This window comes from Streptomyces sp. NBC_00341 (genome assembly GCF_041435055.1).
Taxonomy (GTDB): domain Bacteria; phylum Actinomycetota; class Actinomycetes; order Streptomycetales; family Streptomycetaceae; genus Streptomyces.
In genome coordinates this window covers 3329361-3343982 of record NZ_CP108002.1, presented here as the reverse complement: position 1 = coordinate 3343982, position 14622 = coordinate 3329361, and the positions used below count along the sequence as shown (strand labels likewise).

The window sequence follows — 14622 nt, the reverse complement described above, 5'->3', positions numbered from 1 at the left end:
GTGGTCTGTACCGCAGATCATGTACCGGAGTTGACGAATCGCCCGGAGGGCTCGGCCCACTATGGGCCGGACGGGTGGTTCTCGGGCCGCTTGTCGTACCGCGGCGCTCCGCCCTCGCCCGGAGCGCCGCCGCGTCGCCCGCTGTCACACGGTCAGGGTGACCCGCTCGCTCTCGACGCGCTGCGCCAGCCCGTCCTCGCCCAGCTCCCCGAGGTGCCGGCACAGCACCACGGAACCCCCGGTCGCCAGCGGCGCGAACAGCCCGGCGCTGAGGCCGTCCCAGGTGTCGTACGAACGCCCCGAGAGCAGCCGCGATCCGGTGTCCAGGTCCAGCGCCGCACCGTCCGCGCGGGCCCGCGCGACCAGCTCCGCCGAGCTGAGCGCGACATCGCCCACGGTCAGCGCCGGCGCGTCCGGGTCCACCGGCGCGAACGGGGCGAACCGGTCGCCCTGGCCCGGCACCTCGACCGCGTAGTCCGCGAAGCCCTCCGGCGGCTGCGGGAACCGGCCGCCCATCGGACGCAGCGCCAGCGCGATCCGCTCACCGCGGCAGGCCCGCGCGGCCTCCAGCGTGTCCGGTCCGGTGACGACCAGATCGGCGGCGGCCGGGTCGCCCCCCACCTCCGCGACGACGCCGACCGAGGAGCAGGCGAGCAGCCAGACCGCGGACTGCCAGTGCGCGGGGAGCAGCAGGGCGAGCCGGTCACCGGGCTCCGCGGCGAGGTCGCCCTGGAGCAGGTTGGCGGTCTTGGCCACCCAATTGGCGAAGGTGGCCACCGACAGTTCGACGCGTTCTCCGGTGGCGTCGTCGTAGAAAGTGACCATGGGTCGGGCCGGGTCCGCGGCGAGCGCGGAACGCAGCAGGTCGGCAGGGGTGCGGTCGCTGGCATTCATCCGCGCAAGGGTACGTGGCGGTGGCGGGCCGGGCCGGGTGCCCCGGGTGGCCCGTACACCGGTTCGGCAGACGGGCCGTCAAGTGCCGGGAGAATCACCGGTCGCCGGAGTTGTTCGCTTATGCCCAGGATGATCTGTATGCGTGCCTTCATTGCATCCTCCATCGGTGTCACCTGCGCGGCAGCCCTCGCGCTGCCGCTTGCCGCGCCCGCGGGCGCCGCTTCCGACACCCCCGCCCACCCGGCCACCGCGGGCTCCCTGCCCGCCGAGGCGTCCGAACCCGCCGCGCTGCCCGGTTCGACGCAGTCGCTGGCCCTGTCCCCCCTGTCCACCGCCTCCGCGCGGGCCCCCGGTGAACTCTCCTCGGCAGCCGCCGGACAAGGGCTGACCGAGCGCGACGTCCACCCGTTCTCCATGGTCGGCGTCGTCTGGGACGACGTGAACACCGAACTCCACGGCACCGCCCAGGTCCGTACCCGCTCCACCTCCACCGGCCGCTGGTCCGGCTGGCAGGACCTGGAGACGCACAACGCAGAGCACTCCGCCGACCCCGGCACCGCCGAACGCGAGTCGAGCGCCGTCCGGGGCTCCACCGCCCCGCTCTGGGTCGGCGCCTCCGACGGCGTCGAGGTCCGGGTGGACCCCGAGGCCCCGGACACCTCCGGCACCCGTGACGCGTCCGCCACCCCCGTACCGCTGCCGGGCGGGCTGCACCTCGAACTCGTCGACCCCGGCAAGGACCCGCAGGAGCCGCCCGCCACCGGCGCGGCCGGCGCCGACCGCGCCGCGGCCCGGGGCGCCACCGCACTCCCCGCCCTGAGCAGGTCCGCGACCGACGCGGCCGCCGGTTACGCGCCGGGCGCCAAGCCGTACATCGGACCCCGCCCGCGCATCATCACCCGCAAGGGCTGGGGCGCCGACGAGAAGATCCGCGAGAAGGCCTTCGCGTACACCAGCACCGTCAAGGCGGCCTTCGTCCACCACAGCGCCACCGGCAACAACTACACCTGCTCCCAGGCGCCCTCGGTGCTGCGCGGCATCTACCGCTACCACGTCAAGAGCAACGGCTGGCGCGACATCGGCTACAACTTCGCCGTCGACAAGTGCGGAAACATCTACGAGGGCCGGGCCGGCGGCGTGACGAAGGCCGTCATGGGCGCGCACACCCTGGGCTTCAACACCAACACCATGGGCGTCGTGGTGCTCGGGACCTTCAGTGGCACCAACCCGCCCGCCGCCTCCGTCAACGCCGTTGCCAAGCTCACCGCCTGGAAGCTCGGCCTCTTCAAGGCCAACCCGAAGGGCAAGGTGACCCTGGTGTCGGGCGGAAGCAACAAGTACAAGAAGGGCAAGAAGGTCAAACTGAACGTCATCTCCGGCCACCGGGACGGTTTCGCAACCGAATGCCCCGGAGCGCGTCTCTACAAGAAGCTCGGCACGACCCGGACCAGCTCGGCCAAGCTCCAGGGCCGCTGACCGGAAGGAGCCGAAGGGCGCCGGCCGCCCCGGGTCCTGCTGCGGGCTGCTGACCGAGGACACCCCCTCCGGTCTGCATACACTGGCCAGCCGAAGAAGCGGTTGTCCGTTACCAGGCCCGGCCCCAGCAGGAAGCAGAGACAGTGCTGTGACAGAGGCAAAAGAAGCGATCCTCCTGGTCGGCGGCAAGGGAACCCGACTGCGCCCGCTCACGGTGCACACTCCGAAACCCATGGTTCCGGCGGCGGGCGTCCCCTTCCTCACGCACCAGCTGGCGCGTGCCCGTGCCGCCGGAGTCGAGCACATCGTCCTCGCGACGTCCTACCTGGCCGAGGTCTTCGAGCCGTACTTCGGCGACGGCTCGGAGCTCGGCCTGCACATCGAGTACGTCACCGAACGCGAACCGCTCGGCACCGGCGGCGCCATCCGCAACGTCGCCGCACGGCTCACCTCCGGCCCGGACGAACCGGTCCTCATCTTCAACGGCGACATCCTCACCGGCCTCGACATCCGGGCGCTCGTCACCTCGCACGACGACTCCGGGGCGGACGTCTCGCTCCACCTCACCCGGGTCGAGGACCCGCGCGCCTTCGGTCTCGTACCGACGGACGACACCGGCCGGGTCACCGCGTTCCTGGAGAAGCCGCAGACCCCGGAGGAGATCGTCACCGACCAGGTGAACGCCGGCGCGTACATCTTCCGCCGCTCCGTCATCGACACCATCCCGACCGGCCGCCCGGTCTCCGTGGAGCGCGAGACCTTCCCCGGACTCCTCGCCTCCGGCGCCCATCTCCAGGGCATGGTCGACTCCACGTACTGGCTGGATCTCGGCACTCCGCAGGCCTTCATACGCGGCTCCGCCGACCTGGTGCTGGGCCGCGCGCCGTCCCCGGCCGTCCCCGGCCGCTGCGGCGACCGGCTCGTGCTGCCGACCGCCTCGGTCGCCCCCGACGCCAAACTCGGCGGCGGTACGGTCATCGGCGCCGACGCCGTCATCGGCGCGGGCGCCAGGATCGAGGGCTCCACCGTGCTGGCGGGCGCGGTCGTCGAACCGGGCGCGGTGATCACGGACTCCCTGGTCGGCGCGGGCGCCAGGATCGGCAGCCGTACGGTGCTGGCCGGCGCGGTCGTCGGGGACGGGGCCAAGGTCGGCGCCGACAACGAACTGCTCGACGGCGTCCGGATCTGGTGCGGGGCACATCTGCCCGCCGCATCGGTGCGCTTCTCCTCGGACGAATGACCGGGCGAGCCGCTCCTCGCAGCACACCCCGAATGGCCGGAATCAGCCGTACCCTCGACAGGCACCCCCGACTACCGAGGACCTCACCCGTGGCAGGACGATTCGCACCCCGCAGCGGCCCGCACGCGGCCGTCCCGCGCCAGGTGACGACGCCCGAACCGGCGGCGCTGACCCGCGAGTGGACCCCGCCGGGCCCGTTCGACCTGCGGCTCGTCCTCGGCCCGCTGCGCCGGGGCCCCGCCGACCCCACCTTCCGGATGTCCGCCGACGGCTCCGTCCGCCGCGCCAGCCGCACCCCCGCGGGCCCCGGCACTCTGCATGTCGTCGCCCGCGAAGGGCGGATCGAGGCAGCCGCCTGGGGGCCCGGCGCGGACTGGCTGCTGGACCAGCTGCCCAGGCTGCTGGGCGCCTCCGACGAACCGGAGGCCTTCGCCCCGCGCCACCGGCTGCTCGCCGTGACCCATCACCGGAGACCGGGACTGCGGCTCCTGCGCACCGGCCTGGTGATGGAGTCCCTGATCCCGTCGGTGCTGGAGCAGAAGGTCACCACGGACGAGGCCTACCGCGCCTGGCGCCTCCTGGTCCGCAAGTACGGGGAGCCGGCGCCGGGCCCGCAGGAGTACGGCCTGTACGTCATGCCGGACGCCCGCACCTGGTCGCTGATCCCGTCCTGGGAGTGGCACCGCGCGGGCGTCGACAGCAAGCGCTCCGCGACGATCCTGCGCGCGGTCCGGGTGGCCCGCCGTATGGAGGAGGCCGCCACCATGGAGCTGACCGAGGCGATGGCCCGCCTCCAGGTGATCCCGGGCATCGGCCCCTGGACGGCCGCCGAGACCCTGCAGCGCTCCAACGGCGACCCGGACGCGGTGACGGTCGGGGACCTCCACCTGCCCGGCATCGTCGGCCACGCGCTGGCCGGCAACCGGAACGCCGACGACGAGGAGATGCTGACCCTGCTGTCCCCGTACGAGGGCCAGCGCCACCGGGCCACCCGCCTGATCATGCTCTCGGGCAACACCCCGCCCCGCCACGCGCCCCGGATGACCCGGGGCGACATCGCCAGGCTGTAGCCGGGGTCTTCGTCCGAGCCCGCCGGCCCGCTTCCGGCCCCTACGGCCCGATCAAGCCCGGCCGGCCAAATCAATCCCGTCCGGCAAAATCAAGCCCGTCCGGCGATTGAGGACCGGGGCCCGGGGCGGAGCCCCGAAACCACCCACCGGCCCGCCGCCTCTCACCGCACCGCGACAAACGCCTCCGCATCGCGCCCCACCCGCGGCGCCGCCGCCTCCACCGGCCGTCCCACGGCCACCGCCCCCATCGGATCCCACGACGACGGCAACGCCAGCACCTCCCGCACGACCTCGCGGCAGAACATCGTCGAGGACACCCACGCGGATCCCAGCCGCTCGCCCGCCAGCGCCACCAGGAAGTTCTGGATCCCGGCCCCGGCGGCGACCACGAACATCTCGCGCTCCGCGGTGTCCCGCCGCTCGTCCCCGTACGTGTGGGAGCCGTCCATCACCATGCACGGGACCACCAGATACGGCGCCCGGCGCAGCACCTCGCCGCGCCGCACCCGCTTGGCGACCGACTCCTCGCTCTTCCCGTCCCGCCGCAGATCCGCGATCCACGCGTCCCGCATCGCGTCCAGCAGCCGGGTCCGCGACTCGGGCGACTCCAGCAGCACGAACCGCCACGGCGTCGTGTGATGCGGCGCGGGCGCCGTCACCGCCGCGGCCACGGCCCGCCGCACCGCGCCCGGGTCCACCGGGTCTTCGGTGAACTCGCGCACCGTGCGCCGCTGGGTCATCGCCTCCCGTACCGCCTCTGACGTGCCCAGCCGGAACATGTCGTCGGCGGCGCCCCGCACCATCGCCCGCGCACCCTCGGCGGACGCCGGGTCCACGACGTGGCCGAGCCCGCGCACCACCGCCACGGGCAGCCCGTTCGCCTTGCCCTTGACCAGGTCGCCGGCAGAGGCCAGCTCGTCGGCGGTGGCGACCACGGTCGCGCTCAGCGGATTGCCGTACGCGTCGGTTCCGCCCCGCAGATCGTCCAGCACCCGCACCCCGGCCGCGCCGATCGCGACATCGGTCAGCCCGCTGCGCCACGGGCGCCCGAAGGTGTCCGTGACGACGACGCCGACCTCGACGCCGAGCGTGTCCCGGAGCCCGTCCCGGATCGCCCGCGCCGACGCGTCGGCGTCCTCGGGCAGCAGCAGGACCGTTCCGGCGGGGGTGTTGGAGGCGTCGACCCCGGCGGCGGCCATGACCAGGCCCTGCCGGTTCTCGACGATCCGCAGGGTGCCGCGCCGCGCCACCACCCGTACCGTCTCGGAGTCGATCGCCGCCTCCCGGTCGGTGGCCTCGACGATCCGGCCCTCCGCCTTGGAGACGATCTTCGAGGTGACGAGCAGGACGTCACCGTCGAGGAGGCCGGGCCCGGTGGCGGCGATCAGCTTCGCGAGATCGTCACCGGCCCGCACCTCGGGCATCCCGGGCAGCGCCCACACCCGGTAGGAGGGTGCGGCGTCCGAAGCCGTGCTCATGCCCGTACCTCTTCCGCCAGGACGAGCGCCTGCCGGGCCATCTCGGCGGTGGCGGCGACATCGGTCATCATCAGCGGGACGGAACGGCAGCGGATGCCCGCGGACTCCACCTCGTCGACCGTGCCCGCGTCCACGGTGTCGACGAGCCAGCCGTCGAGCAGCCCGGAGCCGTAGTGCTGGGCGACCGCCGCGGCCGTCGACTCGACGCCCACCGCGGCGAGCACCTTGTCGGCCATCCCGCGCACCGGTGCGTCACCGACGATGGGGGAGAGGCCGACGACCGGCACTCCGGCCTCGGCGATGGCCTCCCGGATACCGGGCACGGCGAGGATGGTTCCGATGGACACGACGGGGTTCGACGGCGGGAAGAGGATGACGTCGGCCGAGGCGATCGCCTCCAGGACGCCCGGCGCCGGCTTGGACTGCTCGGCACCGACGGGCACGATCGCCCGGGCCGGGACGGAGGCGCGCAGCTTCACCCAGTACTCCTGGAAGTGAATGGCCTTGCTCTCGCCGTCGGCGTCGACCGCCACATGGGTCTCGATCCGGTCGTCGGACATCGGCAGCAGCCGGACGCCCGGTTTCCAGCGCGCACAGAGCGCCTCCGTGACGGCGCTCAGCGGATAGCCCGCGCCGAGCATCTGGGTGCGGACGATGTGGGTCGCGAAGTCGCGGTCGCCGAGGCCGAACCACTCGGGGCCCACGCCGTAGGCCGCGAGTTCCTCCTTGACGTGGAAACTCTCGTCGGTACGGCCCCAGCCCTGGTCCTCGTTGATGCCACCGCCGAGGGTGTACATGACCGTGTCGAGGTCGGGGCAGACCTTGAGCCCGAACAGATGGATGTCGTCACCGGTGTTGCCGATCACCGTGATGTCCGCGTCGGGCGCGGCCTCCTTGAGGCCACGCAGAAAACGAGCACCACCGATACCGCCGGCCAGAACCACAATGCGCATGGAAACAGTCTGTCAGGCGAAGCCTGATCGTTGTCGGGGTGGTGGCGGGCGACGGGCGGGACTGTTCAGACAGTGGCGGTGACCGTCGTCGCGGCGCACTGCGAGGCGTGCATGGGCATGTCGGTCAGGCCCGGGTAGTAGATGTGCAGGCTGACGGCGGGTTCGAGGGAGTCGTTGACCACCTCGTGGGCGTAGCCGGGGGCGAAGACGCGCTGGGCGCCGGAGCCCAGCGTCCGCTTCCCCCGGTCCGTACGCTCCGTCAGCTCGCCGTCCAGCACGGTCAGTACGCCGGAGGACGGGCCGTGGTCGTGCAGCCCGCTGCCCTGGCCCGGAATCCAGCTGAGCAGCCAGACGTCGTACCCGGGGCGGCTGAGCAGCCGGTGGTACCAGCGGGTGGTGGCGTCGTACTGGACGAGCGGGGCCCAGCGGGAGCGGTCATCGGCGATGGAGCGGGCGAGCCCGGCGAACTCCGCCACCGTGGCGGGGTGCTCACGGGCGGGGCGCAGGAGGTGCTGGACCTCAAGGAGGTCGCCGGCGATCTGGAGGTCGCTGTCGCTGTTCATGGGTGCGGTGGTTCCTCGGCAGGAGTGCACGGGAGTGCGGGTCCGGTGGGGGTGCAGGGGTGTCGCGGGGACCGTGGGGACCGGGTGACCACGGGCCGTGAAGGCCGCAGGGAAGGGTCCGGGGGTCCGGGATGAGCTGTGTCGGGCTGGAGCGCGAGGGCTTCAACAGCTGAGACAGCTGGAACAGCAACAGCGAGCCTGGACAGCGCTACGGAACCCACGGGTGTGGGTGACGCGCATCGCTGAGGTCACTGGCATGACATCAAGGAGAGCCGGAGAACCTCCGGGCTGTCAACCCAATGCCCGATTTGAGGCTAATGTTTCACCTCATCCGGTTGCTCCGAGCGGAGAAAGGTTTGTGCAGCGCTCGCGGCGGAGACATGGCGCAGCAGGGGTGGCCGTAAACGTGGTCGCGAGTCCGTGATCCGACTGTGATCTTGATCCCTTCGGTGATCGAATCGCAACGTGCCCGCCCTCCAGGGAGTTCCTCCCTGTGACGGGTGATCGCGCGATGGGTGTGCGAGAGGCCCATGGCATATGTCAGGTTTTTGGCTATTTGAACACTTACCGCATAGGCTTGGTGCCGCAGAGTGAATACCGGGCCCAATAGCAGATCTGCGCTTGACTGGCACGAAGCTACACACTTGTAATTTCACTCGTGTCGTTCGGCCGATTCGATAACGGCCGCATCACGGGGACGCAAGAGACAGACGAGGGGCGCACATGACCGAGCTGTTCCAGCAACTGCTGGTCGAGGACGCGGACGAGGAACTCGGCTGGCAGGAGCGCGCACTGTGCGCCCAGACCGACCCTGAGTCCTTTTTTCCTGAGAAGGGCGGATCCACCCGCGAGGCGAAGAAGGTCTGCCTCGCCTGTGAAGTCCGGTCCGAATGCCTTGAGTACGCGCTCTCCAAGGACGAGCGGTTCGGCATCTGGGGCGGCCTCTCCGAGCGCGAGCGACGACGTCTGAAGAAGGCCGCGATCTAAGGCCGAGATCCGAGGCGCCCGCTCCGAAGACGCTGCCCGAAGCGCGTGGCCCGAAGCGCCTGACCGAAGACCCTGGGCCTGGCCGGAAGACGCCGGACTCCGGGGAGCGGACCGCTCCCGGCCCCGCCACCCGCCCCGGCCCGCCCATGGCCCGCCGCCTGCACCCTGCCCGCAGGCGGCGGGCCATCGCCGTGCCCGGCGCACCGCCCCCGGCCCCGTACCGTCGCTCTCGTTCAACCGCTCCGCGCCACCCCGGTTATCCGTACCGTTAGTGTGGGGCCCCGTCCGAGACGCGCCAACGACCCGACAGGGCGCGCGTGTACACCGATGCAGCCCCCGGGGGGTACATTCCCCCGGACCCGGCCGGAGGGCCCGTACCTCGATGTCCGTGCACAGCCATTCGACGGCGCCGTACGCGGCCGCCGCCGCCCCAGAGTTCCCCCGGCATGTCGTCACCGCCGTGCTCGTCGCCCACGACGGCGCACGCTGGCTGCCCGACGTACTCGCCGGGCTGCTCGGGCAGGAACGCCCCGTACAGAGCGTCGTCGCCGCCGACACCGGCAGCGCCGACGACTCCGCGCGGCTGGTCACAGAGGCGCTCGGCGCCGACCGCGTCCTGCACCTCGCGCGACGTACGAGCTTCGGCACCGCAGTCGACGAGGCGAGCCGCACCGCCGGTGTACTCACCCCGGACGACCTGCCGTACCTGAAGCGCCCCAGCGGCTGGGACCCGGTCACCCGGTCCTGGCGTGACGACAATTACGACCTGCCCGAACTGCCGCACGGCGAACCGGTGCAGTGGCTCTGGCTGCTCCACGACGACTGCGCGCCCGAGCCCGACGCACTCGCCGAGATGCTGCGCGTCGTCGACAACGACCCGCACGCGGCGATCGTCGGCCCCAAGCTCCGCGGCTGGTACGACCGCAGGCAGCTCCTCGAAGTCGGCGTCTCCATCGCCAACAGCGGGCGCCGCTGGACCGGTCTCGACCGGCGCGAGCAGGACCAGGGCCAGCACGACCAGGTCCGTACCGTGCTGTCCGTCTCCAGCGCCGGCATGCTCATCCGCCGTGACGTGTGGGAGGAGCTCGGCGGTTTCGACCGCAGGCTCCCCCTGATGCGCGACGACGTCGACCTGTGCTGGCGCGCCCACATGGCCGGACACCGGGTGCTGGTCGCCCCCGACGCCGTCCTGCGGCACGCCGAGGCGTCCGCCCGTGAACGGCGCCCCATCGACTGCGCCGGGCGGTCCGTCTCCAGCCCGCACCGCGTCGACAAGGCCGGCGCCGTCTACACGATGCTCGTCAACGCCCGCGGCAAGCTGTTGCTCTGGGCGCTGATCCGGCTGGTGCTCGGCACCCTGCTGCGTACGCTCGCCTACCTCGTCGGCAAGGTGCCGGGACAGGCGCTCGACGAGGTCGCCGGACTCCTCGGCACCCTGCTGCGGCCCGGCCGGATCCTCGCGGCCCGCCGCCAACGCGGCAAGGGCGTCATCGACCCGGCGGAGCTGCGCGGGCTCTTCCCCGCACCCGGCGCCACCGTCCGCGCCACCGTGGAACAGGTCGCCGGGAACTTCGGCGGCTCCACGGAGGCCGAGTCCGGCGGCTCGCGGCACGGCGCCGTGGAGTCCGGACCCGGCGGCGACGACGCGGACTTCCTGGAGATCGACCAGTTCGCCAAGTTGAAGCGGGTCGGCCGCAAGCCGGGACCGGTGCTCTTCGCCGTCCTGCTCCTGGTCTCGCTCGTCGCCTGCCGCAGCCTCATCGGCGGCGGCGCACTGGCCGGCGGCACCCTGCTGCCCGCACCCGGCGACGTCTCCGAGCTGTGGGGCCGGTACGCGGACGCCTGGCACACCGTCGGCACCGGCGGCACCCAGACCGCACCGCCCTACCTGGCCATGATCTCCGCGCTGTCCGCGCTGTTCCTCGGCTCCACCGGATTCGCGCTCACCCTGCTGCTGGTCTGCTCGGTCCCGCTCGCCGGACTCACCGCGTACTTCGTCTCCCGCCCGCTGATCCCCTCGCGGCTGCTGCGGGCCTGGGCGAGCGTCGCGTATGCCTTCCTGCCCGCCGCGACCGGAGCCCTGGCGACCGGCAGGCTCGGCACCGCCGTCCTGCTCGTCCTGCTGCCCCTGATCGCCCGCGCGGCCGTATCGGCGCACGGGATGCGCGGCAGCGGTGACAGCCGGGGCAGCTGGCGTGCCACCTGGGCGTACACCCTGCTCCTCACTCTCACGATGGCGTTCACCCCCATCGTGTGGCCGCTCGCCGTGGTTCTCGGCGTCGGTGTCCTCGCGCTGCGCCGCAACGACATCACGGCCTACGGGCTCCGCTTCCTCGCCGCCGTCGGCACCCCGCTGCTCGTCCTGGCGCCCTGGTCGCTCTCGCTGCTGACCAGCCCCTCGTCCTTCCTGAACGAAGCGGGCCTGGAGGCCGGTACGGGATCGGCCTCCGCCCTCGACCTGCTCGGCATCAGCCCCGGCGGGCCCAAGGCGGCGGGCGGCGTCCTGCTGCTCGGCATCGTCCTCGCGGCGCTGGCCGCGCTGCTGCGCGGGGAGCGGCAGTTCGCGGTACGGACCGCCTGGGCCGTGGCCCTGGTCGGCCTGGCCTTCGCCGGGCTCGCCAACGGCTCCGGCTGGGCGGGACCGGCCACCCTCGTCTACGGCGCAGCGCTCATCGCCGCCGCGCTGGTCGGCGCGGACGGTGCGCGCATCCGCGTCGCGGAACTCAGCTTCGGCTGGCGCCAGCCGGTCGCCGTCCTGATCGCGCTCGCCGCGGGCATCGCCCCCGTGCTGGCCGCCGCCGGCTGGATGATCGGCGGCGCCGCGGGCCCGCTGGAGCGGCGCGACCCGGTGCAGGTGCCCGCGTTCGTCGCGGAGGAGAGCGGCACCCGGGACCAGCCGCGCACCCTGGTCCTCGACGGCACATCGCCCTCCTCAGTCGCGTACACCCTGGTCCGCGGCTCCGGCGCCCGACTCGGTGACGCCGAACTCGCGGCGGCGGGCGGTGGCAACAGCCACCTCGACAAGGTCGTCGCCAACCTGGTCGCGGGCTCCGGCGCCGACCAGGGCAGCCAGCTCAGCGGCTTCGCGATCCGGTACGTCCTCGTGCGGGACGGGGCGCCGAAGCAGATGAGCCGGGTGCTCGACGCGACGCCCGGTCTCAGCCGGCTCAGCCAGCTGGACGGCAGCGCGCTCTGGCGCGTCGACCGGCAGGTCGCCCGGATCATGATCGTCCCGTCCGCCGCCGGTGCCGAGCCGCTGCCGGTCGGCTCCAGCCCGGTCGAGGCGCACACCGAGATCCCGGCGGGCGGCGCGGGCCGGGTGCTGCGGATCGCCGATGCCGCGGACCCCGGCTGGCAGGCCACGCTCGACGGCCGGCCGCTGACCCGCAAGACCGTCGACGGCTGGGCCCAGGGCTTCGAGCTCCCCACCGAGGGCGGCTCGCTGAACCTCACGTACGAGGCGTCGATCACGCACTCCGCGTGGATCTGGGCCCAGGCCGCGCTCGGCGTGGTCCTGCTGGTCCTGGCCCTTCCGGGCCGCCGCCGGGAGATCGACGACGACCTGCCGGAGGAGACCGTGCCGGTCCCCGCGGAGCCGGTCGCGGGCGAGGGCCGCCGGGCCCGCAGGCTCCGCGCGGCCGCCCAGGCGGAGGGCGAGGACGGCGACGAGGACGGCGACGCGGGGGAGCGGGCGGAGTACGCCCCGCCCCAGCAACCGGCCGCAGAACCGCAACCGCAACCGCAACCGCAACCGCAGCCGCACTCCGCCGACGGCCAGGACGTCTTCGTGCCGCAGCAGGCGGACGGCGAAACCGGTGAGTACGCGGCCGTGCCGCAGCAGGCGGACGGCGACACGGGCCAGTACCCGGCGGTGCCGCAGCAGCAGTACGGGGAATGGGACGCCCAGCAGTACCAGGGCGCCGACTACCCGCAGTACCAGGAGGGCCAGTACCAAGAGGGCCAGTACCAGGACGGCCAGTACGGAGCCGGGCAGCAGCAGAACGCCCCCGGCGCGTACGACCAGTACGGCTATCCGCAGCAGCAGGGCGACTACACGTCGTACGGCCAGGGGCAGTACACCAACGCCCCGTACGACCCGGCCAACCCGCAGTACGACCCCAACGCCCAGTACGGCACGGGTGAGCAGTACGGCAACGCCCCGTACGACCCCAATACCCCGTACGACCCCAACGCCCAGTACGGCACGGGCCAGTACGGGGACCAGCAGCCGTACGACCCACAGGGCCACGACCAGAACCAGAACCAGAACCGGGATCAGAACCAGAATCCCGACGAGAACCCCGCCCCGGGCCAGAACCCGTGGCCGACCGGTAACGCATCGCGAGGCGAGTCCGAGTGAAGTCCACCAGCCTGTCCCTCATCGCGGGGGCCGTCGCCCTCGCCGCAGTCACCGGATTCACCGCGCTCACCGTGCCCGGGGACGACGGTGCGACGGAGGCCGGGGCGTCCTCCCGGCTGCCCGTGGAGCGGTCCAGCCTGCTCTGCCCGGCGCCCGGCCTCTCGGATCTCGCGGAGACGGCGTACACGTCCTTCACCCCGCCCGCGAACGGCGAAGGCGAAGCCGGTACGGCCGAACTGAAGTCACCCGCGGCCGACACGAAGAAGGACGACAAGGAGAAGGACAAGTCCAAGTCCGATGACAAGTCCAAGTCCAAGTCCGAGGACAAGAGCAAGGACAAGTCCAAGGACAAGGCGGCCGGTTCGGACAAGCCTGTCGTTGCCCTGAAGGAGCCCGGCAAGCCGGTCACCGCCGACGTGTCCGGTTCGGACGCCCCCGCTCTCGTCGGCACCGCCACCGGCCGCCTCGCGCCCGGCTGGAGCGCCCAGCAGACCACCACCGTCGAGGCCGGCGACGGACGGGGCGTGCTCGGGGTCAGCTGCACGGCACCCGACACCGACTTCTGGTTCCCGGCCGCGAGCACCGCGAAGACCCGCGAGGACTACGTCAACCTCACCAACCCGGACGACACCGCCGCGGTGGCCGACATCGAGCTGTACGGACCGGACGGCACGCTCAAGTCCGATGTCGGCGAGGGCATCACGGTCCCCGCCGGATCCGGCGTCCGGGTCCTGATCTCGACGCTGACCAGCAAGGCGGCCGAGGATGTGACCGTCCACGTCACCACCCGCACCGGGCGGGTCGGCGCGGTCGTCAGGACGGCGGACAGCAAGACCGGCAGCGACTGGCTCACCGCCTCCGCCGCCCCGGCCGGCACCCTGGTGCTGCCCGGCATCCCGGCGGACGCGACCTCGGTCCGGCTGGTGGCCTTCGCCCCCGGCGAGGACGACGCGGACCTCACCGTGCGGTTGCTCGGCAAGACCGGGCCGTTCGCCCCGGTGGGCAACGAGGACCTCCACGTCAAGTCGCGGATGACGGCCGGGGTCGACCTGAAGAACCTCACTCGGGGCGAGGCGGGATCCCTGCTGCTGACGCCCACCCAGAAGGACAGGGCCACTCCCGTGGTGGCCGCCCTGCGGGTGGTCCGGGGCAAGGGCGACAAGCAGGAGGTCGGTTACATCCCGGCGACCGGACCGGTGGGCGCGCAGGCGACCGCCGCCGACAACCGGTCGAAGGGCTCGACGCTCTCGCTCACCGCACCGGGCGCCGCCGGCACCGTGAAGGTCACGGCGTCCGCGGGCAGCAAGGCGGGCACCCCGGTCAGCAAGACGTACAAGGTCGCCGCGGGCACGACGCTCGCGGTCACCCCGCCGGTCCCGTCCGGCCTCAAGGGCACGTACGCGCTGACGGTTCAGACGCAGTCGGGCGGCCCGGTCCACGCGGCCCGTACGCTCGCACTCCCGCAGGACGGCATCCCGATGTTCACGGTGCAGACCCTGCCGGACGACGGCGGAACGGTCGAGGTACCGGTGGCCGAACAGGACCTGTCGGTCCTGGACGACTGAACGCGGAGGGCGCCGGGGGAGACGAATCAGTCCCCC

The 14622-nt window shown here is 72.6% G+C and carries 10 protein-coding genes; 6 read left to right on the top strand and 4 right to left on the bottom strand.

The genetic code is table 11. The annotated features are described in order from the left end of the window. Positions 1-144: 144 nt before the first annotated feature. Complete coding sequence (locus OG892_RS14910) at positions 145-894, bottom strand: TIGR03089 family protein (RefSeq protein ID WP_371629403.1); 750 nt, start codon at positions 892-894, stop codon at positions 145-147. A gap of 138 nt (positions 895-1032) precedes the next feature. Between OG892_RS14910 and OG892_RS14905 the strand changes: the two genes are divergently transcribed. From OG892_RS14905 to OG892_RS14895, 3 genes are all read left to right on the top strand, one after another. Continuing rightward, positions 1033-2370: a peptidoglycan recognition protein gene (locus OG892_RS14905; RefSeq protein ID WP_371629402.1), complete on the top strand. Its 1338-nt coding sequence runs from the start codon at positions 1033-1035 to the stop codon at positions 2368-2370. A gap of 148 nt (positions 2371-2518) precedes the next feature. Then, the gene (locus OG892_RS14900) at positions 2519-3610 is read left to right on the top strand and encodes an NDP-sugar synthase (protein ID WP_073738549.1); all 1092 of its coding nucleotides are present in this window, start codon (positions 2519-2521) and stop codon (positions 3608-3610) included. 89 nt (positions 3611-3699) lie between these two features. Next, the gene (locus OG892_RS14895) at positions 3700-4680 is read left to right on the top strand and encodes a DNA-3-methyladenine glycosylase (protein WP_371629401.1); all 981 of its coding nucleotides are present in this window, start codon (positions 3700-3702) and stop codon (positions 4678-4680) included. A 161-nt stretch (positions 4681-4841) separates the two neighbouring features. Here the strand turns inward: OG892_RS14895 and OG892_RS14890 are convergent, their stop codons facing one another. From OG892_RS14890 to OG892_RS14880, 3 genes are all read right to left on the bottom strand, one after another. Next, entirely contained in the window at positions 4842-6158 is a 1317-nt protein-coding gene (locus OG892_RS14890) for a coenzyme F420-0:L-glutamate ligase (RefSeq protein WP_371629400.1), read from the bottom strand. Next, positions 6155-7111, bottom strand: a complete 957-nt coding sequence (gene cofD / locus OG892_RS14885) for a 2-phospho-L-lactate transferase (protein WP_073738552.1) — start codon at positions 7109-7111, stop codon at positions 6155-6157. The genes OG892_RS14890 and cofD overlap by 4 nt, the downstream gene beginning before the upstream one ends. Positions 7112-7176: 65 nt before the next feature. Further along, positions 7177-7674: a cysteine dioxygenase family protein gene (locus tag OG892_RS14880; RefSeq protein WP_073738553.1), complete on the bottom strand. Its 498-nt coding sequence runs from the start codon at positions 7672-7674 to the stop codon at positions 7177-7179. A gap of 723 nt (positions 7675-8397) precedes the next feature. Here OG892_RS14880 and OG892_RS14875 point away from each other — a divergent pair. From OG892_RS14875 to OG892_RS14865, 3 genes are all read left to right on the top strand, one after another. Then, positions 8398-8661, top strand: a complete 264-nt coding sequence (locus OG892_RS14875) for a WhiB family transcriptional regulator (RefSeq protein WP_024494319.1) — start codon at positions 8398-8400, stop codon at positions 8659-8661. Between the two features lie 382 nt (positions 8662-9043). Then, positions 9044-13021 carry a glycosyltransferase gene (locus OG892_RS14870; protein WP_371629399.1) on the top strand — a complete coding sequence of 1326 codons (3978 nt, stop codon included), beginning with the start codon at positions 9044-9046 and terminating at the stop codon, positions 13019-13021. Beyond that, entirely contained in the window at positions 13018-14586 is a 1569-nt protein-coding gene (locus tag OG892_RS14865; protein ID WP_371629398.1) for a DUF5719 family protein, read from the top strand. The genes OG892_RS14870 and OG892_RS14865 overlap by 4 nt, the downstream gene beginning before the upstream one ends. Positions 14587-14622 lie beyond the last annotated feature (36 nt).

Excerpts from the sequence above, each read along its gene's own strand:
- OG892_RS14890 (WP_371629400.1), bottom strand. The coding sequence starts at position 6,158 with ATGAGCACGGCTTCGGACGCCGCACCCTCCTACCGGGTGTGGGCGCTG.
- OG892_RS14910 (WP_371629403.1), bottom strand. The coding sequence starts at position 894 with ATGAATGCCAGCGACCGCACCCCTGCCGACCTGCTGCGTTCCGCGCTC.
- OG892_RS14905 (WP_371629402.1), top strand. The coding sequence starts at position 1,033 with ATGCGTGCCTTCATTGCATCCTCCATCGGTGTCACCTGCGCGGCAGCC.
- OG892_RS14875 (WP_024494319.1), top strand. The coding sequence starts at position 8,398 with ATGACCGAGCTGTTCCAGCAACTGCTGGTCGAGGACGCGGACGAGGAA.
- OG892_RS14880 (WP_073738553.1), bottom strand. The coding sequence starts at position 7,674 with ATGAACAGCGACAGCGACCTCCAGATCGCCGGCGACCTCCTTGAGGTC.
- cofD (WP_073738552.1), bottom strand. The coding sequence starts at position 7,111 with ATGCGCATTGTGGTTCTGGCCGGCGGTATCGGTGGTGCTCGTTTTCTG.
- OG892_RS14870 (WP_371629399.1), top strand. The coding sequence starts at position 9,044 with ATGTCCGTGCACAGCCATTCGACGGCGCCGTACGCGGCCGCCGCCGCC.